14 protein-coding genes and 1 pseudogene are annotated in these 19,793 nt (G+C 60.7%); 12 read left to right on the forward strand and 3 right to left on the reverse strand.

The features are described from left to right. The first annotated feature begins 35 nt into the window (after positions 1 to 35). The 10 genes and pseudogenes from P7F28_RS20030 to P7F28_RS20075 all read left to right on the forward strand — a co-directional run bounded on the left by P7F28_RS20030 (position 36) and on the right by P7F28_RS20075 (position 14,085). The gene (locus P7F28_RS20030) at positions 36 to 1,013 is read left to right on the forward strand and encodes a sugar ABC transporter substrate-binding protein (RefSeq protein ID WP_277186332.1); all 978 of its coding nucleotides are present in this window, start codon (positions 36 to 38) and stop codon (positions 1,011 to 1,013) included. A gap of 150 nt (positions 1,014 to 1,163) precedes the next feature. Continuing rightward, on the forward strand, positions 1,164 to 2,771 hold the full coding sequence (locus tag P7F28_RS20035; protein WP_277186333.1) for a sugar ABC transporter ATP-binding protein: 1,608 nt from the start codon (positions 1,164 to 1,166) through the stop codon (positions 2,769 to 2,771). Beyond that, positions 2,768 to 3,766, forward strand: coding sequence for an ABC transporter permease (locus P7F28_RS20040; protein WP_277186334.1), 999 nt, complete (start codon positions 2,768 to 2,770; stop codon positions 3,764 to 3,766). The genes P7F28_RS20035 and P7F28_RS20040 overlap by 4 nt, the downstream gene beginning before the upstream one ends. 270 nt (positions 3,767 to 4,036) lie before the next feature. Continuing rightward, positions 4,037 to 5,056, forward strand: a complete 1,020-nt coding sequence (locus P7F28_RS20045) for a LacI family DNA-binding transcriptional regulator (protein ID WP_277186335.1) — start codon at positions 4,037 to 4,039, stop codon at positions 5,054 to 5,056. A gap of 21 nt (positions 5,057 to 5,077) precedes the next feature. Next, positions 5,078 to 6,001 (forward strand): ribokinase, encoded by a 924-nt coding sequence (gene rbsK, locus P7F28_RS20050; RefSeq protein WP_277186336.1) that lies wholly within the window; start codon positions 5,078 to 5,080, stop codon positions 5,999 to 6,001. Between the two features lie 184 nt (positions 6,002 to 6,185). After that, entirely contained in the window at positions 6,186 to 7,883 is a 1,698-nt protein-coding gene (locus P7F28_RS20055; RefSeq protein WP_277186337.1) for a methyl-accepting chemotaxis protein, read from the forward strand. Between the two features lie 79 nt (positions 7,884 to 7,962). Continuing rightward, positions 7,963 to 8,711: pseudogene (locus P7F28_RS20060) on the forward strand (2-keto-4-pentenoate hydratase). 389 nt (positions 8,712 to 9,100) lie between these two features. Continuing rightward, a complete protein-coding gene (locus tag P7F28_RS20065; RefSeq protein WP_277186338.1) occupies positions 9,101 to 11,023 on the forward strand; it encodes a PrkA family serine protein kinase in 1,923 nt (640 codons plus the stop codon). A gap of 150 nt (positions 11,024 to 11,173) precedes the next feature. Next, positions 11,174 to 12,439, forward strand: coding sequence for a YeaH/YhbH family protein (locus tag P7F28_RS20070; RefSeq protein ID WP_277186339.1), 1,266 nt, complete (start codon positions 11,174 to 11,176; stop codon positions 12,437 to 12,439). Beyond that, on the forward strand, positions 12,436 to 14,085 hold the full coding sequence (locus P7F28_RS20075; RefSeq protein ID WP_277186340.1) for a SpoVR family protein: 1,650 nt from the start codon (positions 12,436 to 12,438) through the stop codon (positions 14,083 to 14,085). Before P7F28_RS20070 ends, P7F28_RS20075 begins: the two co-directional genes overlap by 4 nt. Before the next feature lie 33 nt (positions 14,086 to 14,118). On the opposite strand, the gene P7F28_RS20080 is transcribed toward P7F28_RS20075, so the two are convergent. Further along, complete coding sequence (locus P7F28_RS20080; RefSeq protein ID WP_277186341.1) at positions 14,119 to 15,177, reverse strand: AI-2E family transporter; 1,059 nt, start codon at positions 15,175 to 15,177, stop codon at positions 14,119 to 14,121. 209 nt (positions 15,178 to 15,386) lie between these two features. Here P7F28_RS20080 and rarD point away from each other — a divergent pair, with 209 nt between their 5' ends. Next, positions 15,387 to 16,265: an EamA family transporter RarD gene (gene rarD / locus P7F28_RS20085; RefSeq protein ID WP_277186342.1), complete on the forward strand. Its 879-nt coding sequence runs from the start codon at positions 15,387 to 15,389 to the stop codon at positions 16,263 to 16,265. Here the strand turns inward: rarD and P7F28_RS20090 are convergent, their stop codons facing one another. Beyond that, complete coding sequence (locus P7F28_RS20090; RefSeq protein ID WP_277186343.1) at positions 16,266 to 17,261, reverse strand: aldo/keto reductase; 996 nt, start codon at positions 17,259 to 17,261, stop codon at positions 16,266 to 16,268. Between the two features lie 54 nt (positions 17,262 to 17,315). Then, positions 17,316 to 18,752 (reverse strand): DHA2 family efflux MFS transporter permease subunit, encoded by a 1,437-nt coding sequence (locus P7F28_RS20095; RefSeq protein WP_277186351.1) that lies wholly within the window; start codon positions 18,750 to 18,752, stop codon positions 17,316 to 17,318. 100 nt (positions 18,753 to 18,852) lie between these two features. Here P7F28_RS20095 and P7F28_RS20100 point away from each other — a divergent pair, with 100 nt between their 5' ends. Further along, positions 18,853 to 19,713 (forward strand): LysR family transcriptional regulator, encoded by an 861-nt coding sequence (locus P7F28_RS20100; protein ID WP_277186344.1) that lies wholly within the window; start codon positions 18,853 to 18,855, stop codon positions 19,711 to 19,713. Positions 19,714 to 19,793: the final 80 nt, after the last annotated feature.

The following is a 19,793-nucleotide window of genomic DNA, read 5'->3' on the forward strand; positions in this document are numbered from 1 at the left end:
AGACAACACAAATCAAAGCACTGGAGGAGATCCGAATGGATAAGAATATCCGCCGCCGCGTTCTGACGGCTGCCGTTGCGCTCGCTGCATCGGCCATGTTGCCCGTTGCAAGCACGCCCGCGTTTGCACAGAGCGCAGGCAAACCGAAGGTCGCGCTGGTCATGAAGTCGCTCGCCAACGAGTTCTTCCTGACCATGGAAAACGGCGCGAAGGATTATCAGGCGCACAATTCCGGCCAGTTCGATCTGATCACCAACGGCATCAAGGACGAGACGGATACCGCCGCGCAAATCCGCATTGTCGAGCAGATGATCGTGTCGAAGGTCAACGCGCTGACCATCGCGCCGGCCGATTCGAAAGCGCTCGTGCCGGTGATCAAGAAAGCGGCTGACGCGGGCATCATTGTGGTGAATATCGACAATCGGCTGGATCAGGATGTGCTCAAGTCGAAGGATTTGAACGTGCCGTTCGTCGGTCCGGACAACCAGAAGGGCGCGCGCAAAGTGGGCGACTATCTCGCCAAACGTCTGCAAAAGGGCGATGAAGTCGCGATCATCGAAGGCGTGACCACCACGACCAATTCACAGGCCCGCAGCGCCGGTTTCAAAGAAGCGATGGACGCGGCCGGCATGAAGGTCGTCGCCTTGCAGTCGGGCGAATGGGAGATCGACAAGGGCAATGCGGTGGCCTCGCAAATTCTCAACGCGAACCCGAACGTCAAGGCGTTGCTCTGCGATAACGACAACATGGCGATCGGCGCGGTCTCCGCCGTGCGCGCGGCGGGCAAGGCCGGCAAGATTCAGGTGGTCGGCTTCGACAACATCAGCGCGATCAAGCCGATGCTGAACGACGGCCGCGTGCTCGCCACCGCCGATCAATACGCCGCGAAGCAAGCGGTATTTGGCATCGACGTGGCGCTCAAGGCCATCAAGGAGCACAAGAAGCAGTCGGAACTCTCGACCGTGGTGGAAACGCCGGTCGATCTGGTGACGAAGGCGGGCATCGTCAAGTAAGCGGTGCAGCGGTTGCGAACAGCCGTGCTCAAGTTCGCAACCGCACTGCCGATAAGCATTTAACCAGCGCACCGACTGGCGCTGACCTACTTCACGCGCCCGCCGGTCGCCGAGTCCATCGAGACGTAAGCGAGGATGCACGACGAAGCCTTGAGTCACTCTATTGCCGCTACGCCCGTGCTGACCGTAACCGGTATCGGCAAGACGTATGTGGAGCCGGTGCTGGCCGATGTTTCGCTCGGTCTCGCGCCGGGCGAAGTGCTCGCGCTGACCGGCGAAAACGGCGCGGGCAAGAGCACGCTGTCGAAGATCATCGGCGGATTGGTCGATCCGACTACCGGTTCGATGACGCTCGCCGGCCACCCGTACGCGCCGCAAAGCCGCACCGACGCCGAATCGCTCGGCGTGCGTATGGTCATGCAGGAGCTGAATCTGCTGCCCACGCTGTCGGTCGCGGAAAACCTGTTCCTCAACAAGCTGCCGCGAAAAGCGCTCGGCTGGATCGACCAGAAGCGTTTGGCCGATGACGCCCGCCACGCGATGGCGCAAGTCGGTCTCGATGCGATCGATCCCGACATGCTGGTGGGCAATCTCGGCATCGGGCATCAGCAGATGGTGGAGATCGCGCGCAATCTGATCGGCGATTGCCGCGTGCTGATTCTCGATGAACCTACCGCCATGCTCACCGCACGCGAAGTCGATCTGCTGTTTGAGCAGATTGCGCGGCTCAAATCGCGCGGCGTGGCGCTGGTGTATATCTCGCATCGGCTGGAAGAATTGCGGCGGATCGCGGAGCGCGCGGCGGTGTTGCGCGACGGACGCCTCGTACACGTCGGCGCAATGGACGATCTCACCAGCGATCAACTCGTCACGCTGATGGTCGGCCGCGAACTCGGCGAGCAGATCGATCTGGGCGAGCGGCGTATCGGCGGAATCGGGCTGAAGGTGGAAGGCATGACGCGCGCAAACGTAGTGCGCGATGTGTCCTTCGAAGTGCGCACGGGCGAGATTTTCGGCGTGAGCGGGCTGATCGGCGCAGGCCGCACGGAGCTGATGCGGCTGATTTACGGCGCGGATCGCGCGGACGCGGGCACGGTTTCGGTCGCGCATCACGGTGGGGCGCTGAAGCCCGTGAGCGTGCAATCGCCGTCGGATGCAGTGGAAAACGGCATCGCGCTGATTACCGAGGATCGCAAGGGCGAGGGTTTGCTGCTGAGCTTGCCGATCGCGGCAAACGTGTCGCTCGGCAATCTGGAAGCGGTCGCCAAAAGCGGCATCGTCGATAACAAACGGGAAGCGGCGCTCGCGCAGAAACAGATCGACGCGATGCGCATTCGCACGTCCGGCCCGACGCAGGCCGTGTCCGAGCTCTCGGGCGGCAATCAGCAGAAAGTGGTGATCGGCCGATGGCTGGCGCGCGATTGCAGCGTGCTGCTCTTCGACGAACCCACGCGCGGCATCGATGTCGGCGCGAAGTTCGATATCTACGGGCTGATGGGCGCTTTGGCACGCGAAGGGCGCGCGCTGGTGGTGGTATCGAGCGATCTGCGCGAACTGATGCTGATTTGCGACCGCATCGGCGTGATGTCGGCTGGGCGGCTGACGGGTATTTTCGAGCGCGCGAACTGGAGCCAGGATGCGCTGCTGGCGGCGGGTTTTGCCGGTTACGCGAAGCGTGAAGCGATCCTGCACGAGCCTTTGGCACCCGACGCAAAAGCGCCCGACAACGGGTCTGATAACAACGCGGAGCAGAAATGAGCGGACCGAGCCAAACCAATCTGCCCGCCGACGCGCCGAAGACCACCAAAGGCGTCGGCACGCGGCTGGGCTTGTCGAACTATCTGGGACTCGCGGGCGCGCTCGCCGCGATGATCGCCTTGTTCTCGGTGCTGAGCACGCATTTCCTGACCTACGACACGTTCAGCACGATCGCGAATCAAATCCCCGATCTCGTGGTGATGTCGATCGGCATGACCTTTGTGCTGATTATCGCGAGTATCGATTTGTCGGTGGGATCGGTGCTGGCGCTGGGCGCGTCGGTGGTGAGCGTGGCGGCGCTGAAGTGGCACTGGCCGGCGTTTCCGGCCGCGTTGGTCGGACTCGCGGCGGCGGCGCTGACCGGCACGGTAACGGGACTGGTGACGGTCGCGTGGCGGATTCCGTCGTTCATCGTGTCGCTCGGCGTGCTCGAAGCGGCGCGCGGGTTCGCCTATAAGATGACCAATTCGCGGACTGCGTATATCGGCGATGCCTTCGACTTTTTGTCGAATCCGATCGCCTTTGGAATCTCTCCGGCGTTTCTGATTGCAGTTTTTGTGATGATTATTGCGCACCTGGTCTTGACTCGGACGATTTTTGGCCGATATCTCGTAGGTATCGGGACGAACGAGGAAGCGGTCAGGCTCGCGGGGGTGAATCCGCGGCCTTACAAGATCATCGTGTTTGCGCTGATGGGCGCGTTGTCGGGATTGGCGGCGCTGTTCCAGATATCACGTCTCGAAGCCGCTGATCCGAATGCGGGCGCGGGCGTCGAACTTCAGGTGATCGCGGCGGTGGTGATCGGTGGCACCAGTCTGATGGGCGGGCGCGGGTCGGTTATCAGCACGTTTTTCGGCGTGTTGATCATTTCGGTGCTGGCGGCGGGACTGGCGCAGATCGGTGCGAACGAACCGACCAAGCGCATCATCACGGGTGGCGTGATCGTGGTGGCGGTGGTGCTGGACACGTATCGAAGCAGGCGAAAGCGGGGTTGATCACGTACGCGCTGTTGTTACGTGAACTGACAGACATTTTCAGTTAAACGTTGGCTTTAACGTTGGCGTTAGCGTTTCGCACGGGGCGAAGCGTGCAGGCAAGGAAATAGCGGTAAAGAGGCAGTAACGAGATGAGGCGGCAGGCAACGGGGACGCGTGAAACCACGCGTGCAACACAGAAAGAATGCGTACTGGCCGTACGCACTGGCAGCAGCCAGACGCCTCACATCCATAAAAAGCAGTCAGACCAAAGCTAGCGAAGGACGAAGTATGGCGACGATCAAAGACGTGGCAGCCATTGCCGGGGTGTCGTTCACGACGGTATCCCACGTAGTGAACAATTCAAGGCCGGTTTCGGCCGATGTGCGCGCAAAGGTAGAGCGCGCGATTCGTGAGCTGGATTACGTGCCGTCGGCGGTGGCGCGATCGCTGAAGGCGAAGCACACCGCGACCATCGGCTTGCTGGTGCCGAACGCGACCAATCCCTATTTTGCGGAACTGGCGCGCGGCGTCGAGGACGGTTGCGCGAAGAACGGCTACTGCGTGTTCTTCTGCAATTCCGACGATGAACCCGCCAAGCAGCGCAGCTATCTGCGCGTGCTGCAGGAAAAGCGCATCGACGGGCTGGTGATCGCATCGGCGGGCGAGGATTCGGTGCTGGCGCAGAGCCTCGCGGGCGCGCGCGAACCGTTGGTGATCGTCGATCGCAATATCGAAGGCGTGACGGCCGATCTGGTGCAGATCGACCACGAAAAGGGCGCGTATATCGCGACCAAGCATTTGCTGCAACTCGGGCATTCGAAGTTCGGCTGTATCACCGGTCCGGTGCAGACGGCCGTTTCCGCGATGCGCCTGCACGGATTTATCCGCGCGATGGCGGAACGTGGCCTCGAAATCGAGCCGAACGCCATTCAGCAGAGCGATTTTTCCGCCACGGGCGGTTACGCGGCGGCATCGCAATTGTTCGACAACATGAAGCCGACCGCGATCTTCGCCTGCAACGACATGATGGGCATCGGCGCGCTGCGCGCGGCGGCCGAGCGTCATATCAACGTGCCGACGGATTGCTCGATCATCGGTTTCGACGATGTGGAACTGTCGCGTTATACGTACCCGGCGCTCTCGACCGTGGGACAATCGGTGCGCGCGCTCGGCGAAATGGCCGCGCAGACGCTGATCGAACGCATTACCGGCAAGATGAGCGGCACGTCGCGCCGCCGCGTGGTGCCGCCGCGTTTGGTGCGCCGCGAATCGACAGCCGTGGTGCCGGAGCAGCGCATCCGAAGCTGATCGCACTGAAAGGAATACCGCATGAGCAATAGTCCGCAGGGCCGTGTCACCGTAGTAGGCAGTCTCAATATGGATCTGGTCGCGCGTACGCCGCGCCAGCCGAGGCCGGGCGAGACGATTTCCGGTCACGGTTTCAAACAGGTGGCGGGCGGCAAGGGCGGCAATCAGGCGGTGGCGGCCGCGCGTCTGGGCGCGCACGTGGCGATGATCGGCTGTATCGGCGACGATTCGAACGGCGCGATACTGAAGTCCGCGCTCGAAGCGGAAGGCATCGACTGCACAGCGCTGGCCACGAGCACAAGCGCCTCGACCGGCGTGGCGCTGATCGTCGTCGATGACGCGAGCCAGAATTCCATCGTGGTGGTGGCGGGCAGCAACGCGGAAGTGTCGCCGGCGGATATCGCGGAACAGGAAGCGCTGATTGCAAGCGCGGACGTGATCGTCTGCCAGCTCGAAACGCCTGTGGATACCGTGCGCGCCGCGCTCGCTGCGGGACGTCGTCTGCAACGCACGACCATTCTCAATCCCGCGCCTGCCGCGCACAAACTGCCGATCGACTGGTTTCCGCTGATCGACTATCTGATTCCCAACGAACTCGAAGCCGCGACGCTATCCGGCGTCACCATCAACAAGCCCGACGATGCCCGCCGCGCCGCCGAAATGCTCAAGGCGAAAGGCGCGCGCAATGTGATCGTCACGCTGGGTTCGGAAGGCGTATTCGCCCTGCTCGACGACGGCACGGCCTCGCTGTTCCAAACCCAAAAAGTCGAAGCAATCGATACCACCGCCGCGGGCGACACCTTCGTCGGTGGCTTCGCGGCGGAACTCGCGCGCGGCAGCGCTGTAGCGGATGCCATCGCGTTCGGGCAACGCGCGGCGGCGATTGCCGTGACGCGTGAGGGCGCGCAGCCTTCGATCCCGCATCGCCACGAAATCTCCGCATAAGATCGCCGCACGAGTTTCCGCATAATCGTTCGGTTTTCGCTTAAAACCTGCGAAAAGCGCGCGCCGGTGTATCGTCGTACGAAATAAATCGCTCAAGCGTCCTGCATCCGCTGCCGTATACACCGTCAGCGGATGGCACAAGCGCCTCCGCACCTTAATCGCGGACCGCATCAGGGACCACTCAATGAAACTGGCTTGGACGATCAAGGCGCGCCTGGGTATCACGATGGCGTTTCTGGGCGTGTTGCTCCTCATCATCGGCGTACTGGGGCTGTTCGGCATGAGCCGCTCCAACGAAGCGCTGCTCAACACGTATTCGGTGCAGATGCCCGGCGCAATCGCCGTCGGCAATGCGGAAATGTATGCGGCGCGCGAACGGCTGGTGTTCGACCGCGCGGCGCTGCTCGAAGGCTCGGCGGAAGTGGCCGCGACCATCGAACGTTCGCGCGCGATGCGTGCGCGCGCCGATGCCTACTGGAAGGAATACACCGCGCTGCCGCAAGACAACGAAGAACGCCGTCTCGCCGATGCCGCGCAGACCAAGCGTCTCGAACTGCAAGGAATCGTCGATAAAGGCATTGCGGCGATTTCGGCGAACGACCGCGCGGCCATCGTCAGCACGGCCAAGGCGATGCAGGCCACCTACAACGAACTCGCGCAAGCCGACGACGCGCTGCGCAAGTACCTGACCGAATCGTCCCGCAAGAGTTACGAAGACGCGCAGGCGCGCTATCTCTGGTTCCGCGCGCTGAGCCTGACGGCCATCGCGCTGGGCCTGGCGGCCGCCGCGTTCGCGTGGACCGCGCTGCGCCGTGCGATTGCCCGGCCGCTGGAAGCCGCGCTCGCCCATTTCGATGCCATAGCGGAAGGCGATCTGCGCCGCGAAGTCGTGGTCACATCGCGCGATGAAATGGGGCAGTTGCTCGGCGGTCTCGCCAAAATGCGCGCCAGTCTGATGTCCACCGTCGGCATGGTGCGCACGGGCAGCGAATCGATCGCGTCCGCGACCAAGCAGATTGCGGCGGGGAATACGGACTTGTCGTCGCGTACGGAAGAGCAGGCGTCGGCGCTTCAGGAAACCGCATCGAGCATGGAGCAGTTGACGGGCACGGTCCGTCAGAACGCCGACAACGCGCGGCAGGCGAGCGCGCTGGCCGCCAATGCATCGGATGTCGCGGGCAAGGGCAGTTCGGTCGTCAGGCAGGTCGTGCAGACGATGGGCGAGATCAACCAGAGTTCGTCGAAAATCGCCGACATCATTTCGATCATCGAAGGGATTGCGTTCCAGACCAATATCTTGGCGCTCAACGCCGCCGTGGAAGCGGCGCGTGCGGGCGAAGAAGGGCGCGGTTTCGCGGTCGTCGCAGGCGAAGTGCGCACGCTGGCGCAGCGCTCGTCGGCGGCGGCGAAGGAAATCAAGGAACTGATCGATACCTCGGTCGCGCGCATCCAGACCGGCACCACGCTCGTCGATGAAGCCGGCCGCACCATGAACGATGTGATCGGCGCGGTGCAGCGCGTGACCGACATCATGGGCGAGATCGCGGCGGCATCGGAAGAACAGTCGAGCGGGATCGAGCAAGTGTCGCGCGCGGTATCGCAGATGGATGAAGTGACGCAGCAGAATGCGGCTCTGGTCGAGGAAGCGGCGGCGGCGGCGCAATCGCTGGAAGACCAGGCGTCGCGGCTGCGTGAAGCGGTGGCGGTGTTCCGCGTGGCGGACAGCGCGCCTGCAGCGCCAGTCGTCGCGCCGCGCGTTGCGCCGCGTGCAACGGTACGCGCAGAACCACCGAAACGCGCCAAACCCGCTGCGCCGCAAAAGCCAATGCCTGCGCCCAAGCCGGTAAGCGTTGCAGCAGGCGGCGACTGGGAGACCTTCTAAGCTGTCACCTATGCCGATCCGGTAGCCCGTACACTGACGCTGACACATCACAGTCAGCCCAAGAACGAGGACACCTTACATGACCGGATCGACACTCGCCGCGCAGCTCGTGGACGCGCGCCGCCAGCATCGGCTGATCGACACGCTCGCACCGGCGGATATTCCCGCCGATGCGCCCACGGCCTACGCCATTCAGCATCAGGTCCTGCGCGCATCGGCGCATGGAAGATCGGCGCACGCAAACCGGACGCGCTCGCAGCCGGCGCGCCGATCGATGCCGCGCTGGTTCATTCATCGCCCGCGCGCCTGCCTTTCGATTCATTCTTTCGCGTGCTGGTGGAACTGGAGATCGCGTTTCGCTTCGCGCACGCACTGCCGCCGCGCGCCGATGCCTATACGCGTGAGGAAGTGTTCGCGGCCATCGGCGGCGTCGCCGTCGCGCTCGAAGTGGTCGATAGCCGCTTCGCGCAGTGGCCCAATCTTGACCCGCTCGCGCAACTCGCCGACTCGCAGAACAACGGCGCGCTTATCGTCAGCGGCATGGAGCCTTACGACGTCGTCGCGCCTGGCTTCGACTTTATCGCACCGGTTCTGGAACTCACGCTCGACGGCGTGCCGATCATGCCCGAAGCCTGCGGCAATCCTGCGGGCGATCCGCGCGAACTGCTACTGTGGCTCGTCAATCATTGCTCGCGCATGGGGCTGACGGTCGAGCCGTTCTGGACTATCACCACGGGCTCTTATACGGGTGCGTATCGGCTCGAAGGACCGGGCATGCTGCATGGGTCCATCGACCGTATCGGCGAGCTGGAGCTGGTGTTGGCTTAAGCATGTGACGCATCGATATAAGGCAGAAAAACGCCCTACGACAGATGCGGTTATTGCATCTGACAAGCAAGCACGTGCGTAGAACACGAGAAGGGGAAACAAAGACAGGTCGAAGTGTTCGAACGCTCACGAAGTGGCGGAAGGACACAGCGAATCAAGGTGATACAGCGAGGACCAGCGAACATGCAAGCACGATGCCGGGTAACACGATTGAGGCATTGGGATGAGGATTGTAGGTCACCGAAAATAAATCGTGTAGTCAGCACTTATTCTCATAACAACAGTGCGTGAAAAAAAATTCGAAAGGGTTTAGGATGATTTCAAGCGATGTCGTTTCGATTACGCGCTCTGAGACGACCAAGGCTTTCTGACTTCGGCGAGGAGGTAGCATGGATATCTACAGCAGTTTCGCGAACCGCTTCGAAAAAACCCGCGAGGAGGAATTCTCGCTCGAGGAGTATCTCGCGCTCTGCAAGGAAGATCCGGCCACGTATTCAACGGCGGGCGAACGCATGTTGAAGGCGATCGGTGAACCCGAAATGGTCGATACGCGGCTCGACCCGCGGCTGTCGCGCACGTTTGCCAACAAGGTCATCAAGGTCTATCCCGCATTCCGTGAGTTCTACGGCATGGAGGAAGTGATCGAAAACGTCGTGTCCTACTTCAGGCACGCGGCGCAAGGTCTGGAAGAGAAGAAGCAGATTCTTTATCTGCTGGGACCGGTAGGCGGCGGTAAGTCGTCGATCGCCGAGCGTCTCAAGCAACTCGCCGAACGCGTTCCGTTCTATGCGCTCAAAGGCTCGCCCGTCAATGAATCGCCGCTCGGTTTGTTCGACTACGACGAAGACGGTCCCGTGCTCGAAGAGCAGTACGGCATTCCGCGCCGCTACCTGAAAAGCATTCTCTCGCCGTGGGCCGTGAAGCGCCTGCACGAGTACAACGGTGACATCCGCAAGTTCCGCGTGGTGCGCCGCTATCCTTCCATTCTTCGCCAGATCGGTATCGCCAAGACGGAACCGGGCGATGAGAACAATCAGGACATCTCGTCGCTGGTCGGCAAGGTCGATATCCGCAAGCTCGAAACCTATTCGCAGGACGATGCCGACGCGTACAGCTACTCGGGCGGCCTGTGCCTCGCCAATCAGGGCCTTCTCGAATTCGTCGAAATGTTCAAGGCGCCGATCAAGGTGCTGCATCCGTTGCTGACGGCCACGCAGGAAGGCAACTTCAAAGGCACGGAAGGCTTCGGCGCGATCCCGTTCGATGGCGTGATTCTCGCGCACTCGAACGAGTCGGAATGGAAGGCGTTCCGCAACAACAAGAACAACGAAGCATTGCTGGATCGTATCTTCGTAGTGAAGGTGCCGTACTGCCTGCGCTACGGCGAAGAGGTCAAGATCTACGAAAAGCTGCTGCGTAATTCGTCGCTGGCGGAAGCCGTGTGCGCGCCCGGCACGCTGAAGATGATGGCGCAGATGGCTGTGCTGACGCGTCTTGCCGAGCCGGAGAATTCGAGCTTGTTCTCGAAGATGCAGGTGTATGACGGCGAGAATCTGAAGGACACCGACCCGAAGGCGAAGTCGTATCAGGAGTATCGAGATTTCGCGGGTGTGGATGAAGGCATGAACGGCGTGTCCACACGCTTTGCGTTCAAGATTCTCTCGCGCGTGTTCAACTTCGATTCGACCGAAGTCGCAGCGAACCCGGTGCATCTGATGTATGTGCTCGAACAGCAGATCGAACGCGAGCAGTTCCCGCCGGAAACGGAGCAGAAGTATCTGTCCTTTATCAAGGACGTGCTGGCTTCGCGTTACGCTGAGTTCATCGGCAAGGAGATTCAGACTGCGTATCTGGAGTCGTACTCGGAGTACGGACAGAATATTTTCGATCGCTACGTGACGTACGCGGACTTCTGGATCCAGGATCAGGAATTCCGCGATCACGACACCGGCGAGAGCTTCGACCGCGCCGCATTGAACGCGGAGCTGGAGAAAATCGAGAAGCCTGCGGGCATCAGTAATCCGAAGGATTTTCGGAACGAGATCGTGAACTTCGTGCTGCGTGCGCGTGCGGCCAACGGCGGGAAGAATCCGGCGTGGATCAGTTATGAAAAGCTGCGCGTGGTGATCGAGAAGAAGATGTTCTCGAACACCGAAGAACTGCTGCCGGTGATTTCGTTCAACGCGAAGGGATCGGCGGAAGAACAGCGCAAGCATGAGGACTTTGTGAATCGCATGGTCGCGAAGGGTTATACGCCGAAACAGGTGCGTCTCCTGTGCGACTGGTATCTGCGGGTGCGCAAGTCGTCGTGATGAAGTGATAGTAGAACGCGCCCATCCCGTTCAGGCTCGACGATTGCGCCCGAGCGGGATTGTGGGCAACTTGCGAGGAGCCGTCACGCTGCACAGGGCGAAGGCTCGCGCAGCGCCTCGCATCCTCGCCAATAACGCGGGAGACTGAATGTGCTGCACCAGATCATCGACCGCCGATTAGCCGGTAAGAACAAGAGCATCGCCAATCGCGAGCGCTTTCTGCGTCGCGTCAAGAGTTATATTCGCCGCGCGGTTTCCGACGCGGTGCGCGATCGCAGTATCAAAGACATCCAGAGTACTCAGAGCATCACCATTCCCAAGAAGGACATCTCCGAGCCATCGTTCCGACACGGACCGGGCGGCAAGCGCGAGTACGTCCATCCGGGCAATGCTGATTACATTCGCGGCGACAAGATTCCGCGTCCGCCAGGCGGTGCGGGTGGCGGCGGAAAAAGCGCCAGCAACGAGGGCGAAGGGCAGGACGACTTCGTTTTCGAACTGTCGCGCGAAGAATTCATGCAGTACTTTTTCGACGACCTCGAATTGCCACGCCTCGTCAAAACCCAACTGCTTGCCGTGCCGACATGGAAAAACGTACGCGCGGGTTGGTCGGCGGAAGGCACGCCGAACAATATCGACGTCGTGCGTTCGCTGCGCAGCGCGTTGGGACGTCGGATCGCTTTGGGTTTTCCGCTCGCGGCGCAGTTGCGCGAGATGGAGCGCCAGCTCGAACAACTGAAGGAAGAGAAGGGCGACGCCGAGGAAATCGCGCGGCTGGAAGCCGAGATCGTGGTCATGCAAGGGCGCATCACGCGTATTCCTTTCATCGATCCATTCGATCTGCGCTATATCAACCGCGTGAAGCAACCGACGCCATCGAGCAAGGCCGTCATGTTCTGCCTGATGGACGTCTCCGGTTCGATGGACGAGCAGCGCAAGGACTTGTCGAAACGCTTCTTCATTCTCCTGTACCTGTTCCTGCAGCGGAACTACGAGAAGATCGAAGTGGTGTTCATCCGCCATCACACGCGCGCCGAGGAAGTGGACGAAGACACCTTCTTCCATTCGACCGAAAGCGGCGGCACGGTGGTGTCGAGCGCGCTCGAACTGATGAAGAAGATTATGGACGAGCGCTACTCGCCGAGCGAATGGAATATCTACGGCGCGCAGGCCTCGGACGGCGACAACTGGACCGACGATTCCCCGAAATGCCGCAAGCTCCTCTCCGACGATATCCTGCCGAAGGTGCGGTATTTTGCTTATATACAAGTGGCGCCAGAGGAGCAAAATCTCTGGTTGGAGTATGCTCAACTGGCACTCGGCGCGCCTGAACTTGCGATGAAAAAAGTCGACTCGGCAGCGGATATTTATCCGGTCTTCCGAGAGCTTTTCGAAAAGCAACAGGCGGCGGCATGAGTCCAAGACAGTCGAACAACGAAGCGCGTGGATATCATCTGGAGAGCACGGACGATCGTGCTGCCCGGCTGGGTCCCGAGGCGGGGCAACGCAATGCGTCGGCAGCGGCGCAGAAGGAAGGCAGAATGAATGTTGCGGAAAAACGGCCTCTGCCGTGCCCGTCGGACTGGAGTATCGAACTGATCGAAGAGTACGACGCGGAGATTTCGCGCGTCGCGAATCGGTACGGACTCGATACTTATCCCATTCAGCTCGAAATCATCAGTTCCGAGCAGATGATGGATGCGTACGCGTCGGTCGGCATGCCGGTGAATTATCGGCACTGGTCGTTCGGCAAGCACTTTCTCTCGACCGAGAAGGGTTATCGGCGCGGGCAGATGGGCCTTGCGTACGAAATCGTCATTAATTCCAATCCCTGTATCGCGTATCTCATGGAAGAAAACACCATGACGATGCAGGCGCTCGTGATCGCTCACGCGGCGTACGGGCATAACTCGTTTTTCAAAGGCAATTATCTGTTCCGCCTGTGGACGGATGCGCACGCGATCATCGATTACCTCGTGTATGCGAAGAATTACATCGCGGAGTGCGAGGAGCGGTTTGGGTTGGATCGCGTCGAAGAGTTGCTCGATTCGTGTCATGCGCTGATGAACTATGGCGTGGATCGCTACAAGCGTCCGCAGAAGCTGTCGCTGGCGAAGGAAGCGGCGATGCGTCGGGAGCGTGAGGCGTATCTGCAATCGCAGGTGAATGAACTGTGGCGCACCTTGCCGAAGGGCAAAGAGCAGTCGCAGGAAGAAATCGAGAGCCGATATCCGCCGGAGCCGCAGGAGAATTTGTTGTACTTCGCGGAGAAGAATGCGCCGCTGCTTGAGCCTTGGGAGCGCGAGGTGATTCGTATCGTGCGCAAGGTCGGACAGTATTTTTATCCGCAGCGGCAAACGCAGGTGATGAACGAAGGCTGGGCGACGTTTTGGCATTACACGCTGCTCAATACGCTCTATAACGAAGGCCGGCTCGAAGACGGCTTCATGATGGAGTTTCTGCATTCGCATTCGAATGTGGTGTATCAGCCGCCGGTCACGAAGCCGTATTACAGCGGCATCAATCCGTACGCACTCGGCTTTTCGATGATGAGCGATATTCGCCGCATCTGCGAAAACCCGACCGATGAAGATCGCGAGTGGTTCCCGGAACTGGCAGGCAGCGACTGGCTGGAGTCCTTGCACTATGCGATGCGCAACTTCAAGGACGAGAGCTTTATCGCGCAGTATTTATCACCGCATCTGATCCGCGAAATGCGCCTGTTCTCGATCCTTGACGACGATATGCGCGATGCGCTGGAAGTATCGGCGATTCACGATGGCAGCGGGTATCGTTATGTGCGGCAGGCTTTGTCGCGGCAATACGATATTCATCATCGCGAGCCGAATATTCAGGTGTATTCGGTGAATACGCGCGGCGACCGAAGTCTGACGCTGCGTCACTTCATGACCGATAACCGGCATCTTTCCAACGACAGCGATGAAGTGCTCAAGCACATGGCGCGCTTGTGGCAGTTCGATGTTTATCTGGAAAGCGTGGATGAGAACGGGACGGTGAGGAAGCGGTTCGAGTGTAGGTATACGGCGCCGACGCCGCGCTGAACGAAAAACCGGCTCTTGCGAGCCGGTTTTCTTTTATGGCTGCCGATCTTCCTCATCCTGCGTAAAAATATCCCAACTCGCCATAAACAACGCAGCCACCAGCGGCCCGATCACAAATCCATTGATCCCGAACAGCGCCATCCCGCCGAGCGTGGAAATCAGCACGACCCAATCGGGCATCTTCGTATCCTTGCCGACCAGCAAAGGTCGCAGCAGGTTATCGACGAGACCGATGACGACCACGCAGAACGCGACCAAAATAATTCCCTTCCATACCGCGCCCGTCATAAAGAAGTAGAGCGCAGCCGGCACCCAGATGATCGCCGCGCCAACTGCCGGCAGCAGCGACAGAAACGCCATCAGCACGCCCCACAGCAGTGATCCGTTGATGCCGAGAATCCAGAAGATCAGCCCGCCCAGAAAACCCTGCACCGCGGCCACTGCGATATTTCCCTTCACCGTCGCGCGCACAACCGTCGTGAACTTGGCGATCAGATGCTGCTTCGGCTCCGCATCGAGCGGAATCGCGCGGCGGATGCGCCGGCCGATCTCGCCGCCATCACGCAGCAGAAAGAACACGAGGTACAGCATCACGCCGAAGCTCACCACGAACTGGAACGTGTTCTGACCAATCGACAAGGCCTGCGCCGCCGCAAACTGGCTGATCGCCGATGCGCCGTCCATCAGCTTGCGCTGGATGCCGCCAATATCCGTCAAGCCGTATCGACCGAGCAGTTGTTGCGCGGAATTCGGCAGCGCCTGAAGGATGTGCTGAAAGTACAGCCCGAAATTCCACTCGCCGGATTTGATCTGCGCGTACGCAAAGGCGATTTCCTGCACCAGCGTCACCGCGACGATCGCCAGCGGAATGATAACGATCAGAATCGTGACGCCCAGCGTCGTTAGTGCGGCGAGATTGCGGCGTTTGCCGAAGCGCGCGGCGAGATAACGCTGCATCGGCTGGAACAGGATGGCGAGAATCGCGCCCCAGAAGATCGCGCCGAAGAACGGCAACAGCACCCAGGCCAGCGCCACCGTCACGATCAGCAACAGCAGATGGAAAAATTTCTGATGAACGATTTCGTCTTTCATAACTGATTCGAGTCGATGAGAACGGCGAGGAGAACGGGCGGATATAGCACGTGGCGTGCCGCATCGTTCTGATTCGAGCCCAGATATCGGAAAGGGTTCGATCGGCATTACAGCGACGCACACCGCGTCGACTAAAATCCGGCATCCATTCCTTGCGAATGCCTTCCGGTGCGATGCACCCAACCGGCGTTCGCACAACGTATCGAACTATGAATCCTGGCGTCGTCTACGCGTTCGCGGCCTTTGCCATCTGGGGCCTTTTTCCGATTTACTTCAAAGCCTTGCATTCGATCAGCCCGATAGAAATGCTCGCGCACCGCATGGCGTGGTCGATGATTTTTCTGCTGATCGTGCTGACCGTGCTGCGCAAATGGCAGTGGATCGTGCCGGTGATGCGTGACAAACGTCTGCTCGTGCGTTTCGCGGCGAGCGCGGTGCTGTTGTCGTCGAACTGGGGGCTTTATATCTGGGCGGTGAACGCGGGGCACATCGTCGAGGCGAGTTTGGGTTACTTCATCAATCCGCTCGTGAACGTGTTGTTCGGCATGGCGTTTTTGCACGAGCGGCTGCGGCCCGTGCAGTGGATTGCGGTGGTGATTGCGGCGGCGGGCGTGGTGTGGCTGACCATCGTGAATGGCGCGCCGCCGTGGATCAGCTTTGCGCTTGCGCTGACGTTTGGCGGATATGGCTTGCTGCGCAAGACGGCATCGCTCGGGGCGCTGGAAGGGCTGACGCTCGAAACCATGATTCTGTGCCCGGTCGCGTTGCTGTATCTGTATTTCCTGAACGCGCACGGCGGCAGCGGCTTCATGGAAGCATCGCTAGGCGTGAAGTTGTTGCTGGCAGCAGCAGGGCCGGTGACGGCCGTGCCGCTGCTTTTGTTCGCGGCGGGCGCGCGCCGCATTCCCTTGTCGATGCTCGGCCTCATTCAATACATCACGCCGTCGCTGCAATTGCTGATCGGCGTGCTGATCTACGGCGAGTTCTTCGGCCACGATCAGTTGATCGGCTACGGCGCGATCTGGGCCGCGCTGCTGCTGTATTCGGCCGAAAGCATCTTCTGGGCGAAGGCGGCGCGCAGCGCCTGATTAACGCAAGGCATCGCCCCAGCGATATTCGACGGTGGCATCGTCGAGTTTCGACTTGATCTCGGGATCGAGCGGCGTGTCGATGGTGGCGAGGGTTTCATCGAGTTGATCGGGACGGCTCGCGCCGATGATCGCCGAGGTCACCGCCGGATTCGCCAGCACCCACGCCAGCGACGTGCTCAGCATCGAGCGGCCGGTCGGTTCGACGATTTCCTTGATCTTCTCGATGGTGTGAAACTCGCGCTCGTGCCAGTAGCGTTGCGCGTACATCGCGCCGGCCTTGCCGACGGTATCGGTAAAGCGGCCGGCTTCCGGCTTGGCGTCGTGCTTGTGCTTGCCGGTCAGCAAGCCGCCCGCGAGCGGGTTGTACGGAATCACGGCCAGACCTTCTTCGGTCGCCAGCGGCAGCAGCTCGCGTTCGATCTGGCGGAACAGCAGGTTATAGCGCGGCTGTATCGAGACGAAACGCGCCGTGCGCAACACGTCCGCGCGTCCGAGCGCGCGCGCCAGCCGATAAGCCAGATAGTTCGATACGCCGATATACCGCGCCTTGCCTTGCTTCACGATGATATCCAGCGCTTCCAGCATCTCGTCGATGGGCGTATCGCGATCGTCGTTGTGGAGTTGGTAAAGATCGACGTAATCGGTGTCGAGGCGCTTGAGCGAGGCATCGATGGCATCGAGCAAGTGCTTTCTGGACGCGCCTTTCTGCCACGAAAGCGGTCCCATTTCATGCACGGCCTTGGTGGCGAGAATGTATTGATCGCGCTTGCCTTTCAGCCATCGACCGACGATTTCCTCCGTGCGTCCGGCAATGTCATAGCCCGCGCCGAGCGGGTAGACGTTCGCTGTATCGATAAAATTCACGCCCGCGTCCGCCGCGCGATCCATGATTTGGCGCGATACGTCTTCCTCGCTTTGCAAGCCGAACGTCATGGTGCCGAGGGTGAGACGCGAGACGGTGAGACCGGTATTGCCGAATTTGCGGTATTCCACGGTTGCGCTCCGAATTCCGAGTGGGGAAAAACGAACAGTATCCCGGCTTTGCTTTTATCGTGCAGCCGGCGCCGCCGCCGCACTTGGTCGCGGCCGATCCAGCCGACGAAACACCGCGCCCGACAACAAGGTCACCACGCCCATGCACACGAAGCTCAGCTTGAAACCGATCGCGGCATTGCCGAACTGGCCTTCGAACACCTGCACCAGCGATCCGCCGATCGACACGCCCAGACCGATGGCCAGCATCTGCACCATCGAGAACAGACTGTTGCCGCTGCCGGCGTCCTTAATCGACAAGCCTTTAAGCGTGACGCTGTTCATCGCGGCGAACTGCATCGAATTGCACGCGCCGAACACGGCGAGAATGGCGATTTCGGCGATCAGCGGGAAGGACGGCGAAAACGCCGCGAACGCGACGATCGACGCGCCCACCAACACCGTGTTCACCATCAGGAAGGTGTCGTAACCGTAGCGCTTCACCAACTGCGCGATCCAGCGCTTGCTCAGCGTGCCCGCGAGCGCAATCGGAATCATCATCAGACCGGAGTGAAGCGGCGTGTAGCCGAGCTCGAGTTGCATCAGGAGCGGCAGCAAGAACGGCACCGCGCTCGATCCGATCCGGCACAGCAGATTGCCGATCAGACCGACGCTGAAGTTCGGCTCGCGGAACAGCGCGAGGTCGAACAGCGGATTGCGCTTGCGCCGCGCGTACGGAATGTAGGCGAAGGCGGATATCGCCGCGACCACGAACAAAATCGCCGATACCACGCCGCGATGCGTTTGCACCGGTGAATCCAGCGCCAGCGAGAACGACACCATGCACAGCGACAGCAGCCCGCAGCCGACGAAATCGAAAGGCGGCGCATCGTGGACGGCATCGTTGGGGAGAAAGCGCTGCGCGGCATACAGACCGATTACGCCGATCGGCACGTTGATCAGAAAGATCCAGTGCCACGAGAACGATTCGACGAACCAGCCGCCGAGCGTCGGGCCGAGGATCGGGCCGACTTGCCCGGCGACGGAAATCATCGCGAGGGCGGAGACGTAGGCTTCGCCGGTGACGGTGCGCAGTACGGCGAGACGGCCGATCGGCAGCAGCATCGATCCGCCGATGCCTTGCAGCACGCGCGCCAGCACCAGTTGATTCAGCGTATGCGCGTTCGCGCAGGCCAGCGATCCGATCACAAACAGCGCGATGGAAATGAAGTACACGCGCCGCGTGCCAAATCGGTCGGCCAGCCAGCCGGAAGCGGGCGTGAGCAGCGCCATCGTGAGCGTGTAGGCGACGACGATGGATTGCATCGCGAGCGGCGCGGCGTGCAGCTCGCGCGCGATGGAAGGCAGCGCCGTATTCACGATAGTCGTGTCGAGCGCCTGCATAAAAAAGCCCACGGCGACGATCCAGAGCAGTGCCGTGTGCGGGGACTTTTGCATCATGTTGTCGGTTGAATGTTGCTGAAATCGTGCTGAAAGTCGTGCTGAAAGCAGCGTTATCGCGCCATGTGTGAAATCTTAATGACTTGGCTTGCTATCGGGAAGCCCGCTAACCACATTGACTGCAATCGGATATACCGATCACAATGTCGTCATGCTGAATCCAGTCTGGCTGAATACCTTCGCGACGGCGGCCACGTCGCAGAGCTTTACCGATGCAGGCACTAAGCTCGGCCTGAGGCAATCGAGTGTCTCCGAGCATATTAGACGCCTGGAAGAGAGCGTCGGGCGACGGCTTTTCGTGCGCGACACGCATTCGCTGGCGCTCACCGCCGACGGCGAAGCCATGCTGATCCACGCCCGCGTGATCCTCGACGCCATGGCGCATGCTCAATCGCAATTCGATTCGCCACGGCTGCGCGGCCGCGTGCGACTAGGTTCATCAGACGATCTGGCGCTGGGGCCGCTGCCGAGCGTGCTGGCGGCGTTCCGCGACACACATCCGGACGTGGAACTGGAAATCACCATCGGCATGACCGGACGCCTTTACCAACTGGTCGATGCGGGCGAACTGGACCTCGCCGTCGGCAAACGCCGTTTAGGCGATGCGCGCGGCACGCGGCTGTTTCGCGGCCGTCTGGAATGGCTCGCCAAGCCGGAAACGGTTGTTGATATCACGCAGCCGCTGCCGCTGATTCTGGTCGCGGAGCCGAGCGTCACGCGCGGCGTCGTGCTCGACACGCTGGCGATGACCGGCGCGAGCTGGCAGATCGTCTGCACCAGCAGCAGCCACGCGGGGTGTATCGCTGCGGCGCGGGGCGGGTTGGGGCTGACGGTGCGATCGCATTTTCTGGCCGGGCGCGGGCTGGCGCCGCCGGTGAATCGCGCGGATTTGCCGGAATTGCCGGAAGTGGAGTTCATCGCGTTTGGTGCGAAACATCTGAGCCGTCCCGCCGAAACGCTGCTTCAGCTACTCGAAAACAGCGACCTGCGCGGCGAGTGGGACGGCGAGTAAATAGCAGGCGCGCAATGTGCAACGCCGGGTTGTGTTGCTGCAACTTCCGGCCATACCGAATGGCGATAAGAGGACGCTTC

It is taken from the genome of Caballeronia sp. BR00000012568055 (genome assembly GCF_029439455.1).
GTDB lineage: Bacteria > Pseudomonadota > Gammaproteobacteria > Burkholderiales > Burkholderiaceae > Caballeronia.

Excerpts from the sequence above, each read along its gene's own strand:
- P7F28_RS20055 (WP_277186337.1), top strand. The coding sequence starts at position 6,186 with ATGAAACTGGCTTGGACGATCAAGGCGCGCCTGGGTATCACGATGGCG.
- P7F28_RS20030 (WP_277186332.1), top strand. The coding sequence starts at position 36 with ATGGATAAGAATATCCGCCGCCGCGTTCTGACGGCTGCCGTTGCGCTC.
- P7F28_RS20045 (WP_277186335.1), top strand. The coding sequence starts at position 4,037 with ATGGCGACGATCAAAGACGTGGCAGCCATTGCCGGGGTGTCGTTCACG.
- P7F28_RS20080 (WP_277186341.1), bottom strand. The coding sequence starts at position 15,177 with ATGAAAGACGAAATCGTTCATCAGAAATTTTTCCATCTGCTGTTGCTG.
- P7F28_RS20075 (WP_277186340.1), top strand. The coding sequence starts at position 12,436 with ATGAGTCCAAGACAGTCGAACAACGAAGCGCGTGGATATCATCTGGAG.
- rbsK (WP_277186336.1), top strand. The coding sequence starts at position 5,078 with ATGAGCAATAGTCCGCAGGGCCGTGTCACCGTAGTAGGCAGTCTCAAT.
- P7F28_RS20100 (WP_277186344.1), top strand. The coding sequence starts at position 18,853 with ATGCTGAATCCAGTCTGGCTGAATACCTTCGCGACGGCGGCCACGTCG.
- P7F28_RS20065 (WP_277186338.1), top strand. The coding sequence starts at position 9,101 with ATGGATATCTACAGCAGTTTCGCGAACCGCTTCGAAAAAACCCGCGAG.
- P7F28_RS20040 (WP_277186334.1), top strand. The coding sequence starts at position 2,768 with ATGAGCGGACCGAGCCAAACCAATCTGCCCGCCGACGCGCCGAAGACC.
- rarD (WP_277186342.1), top strand. The coding sequence starts at position 15,387 with ATGAATCCTGGCGTCGTCTACGCGTTCGCGGCCTTTGCCATCTGGGGC.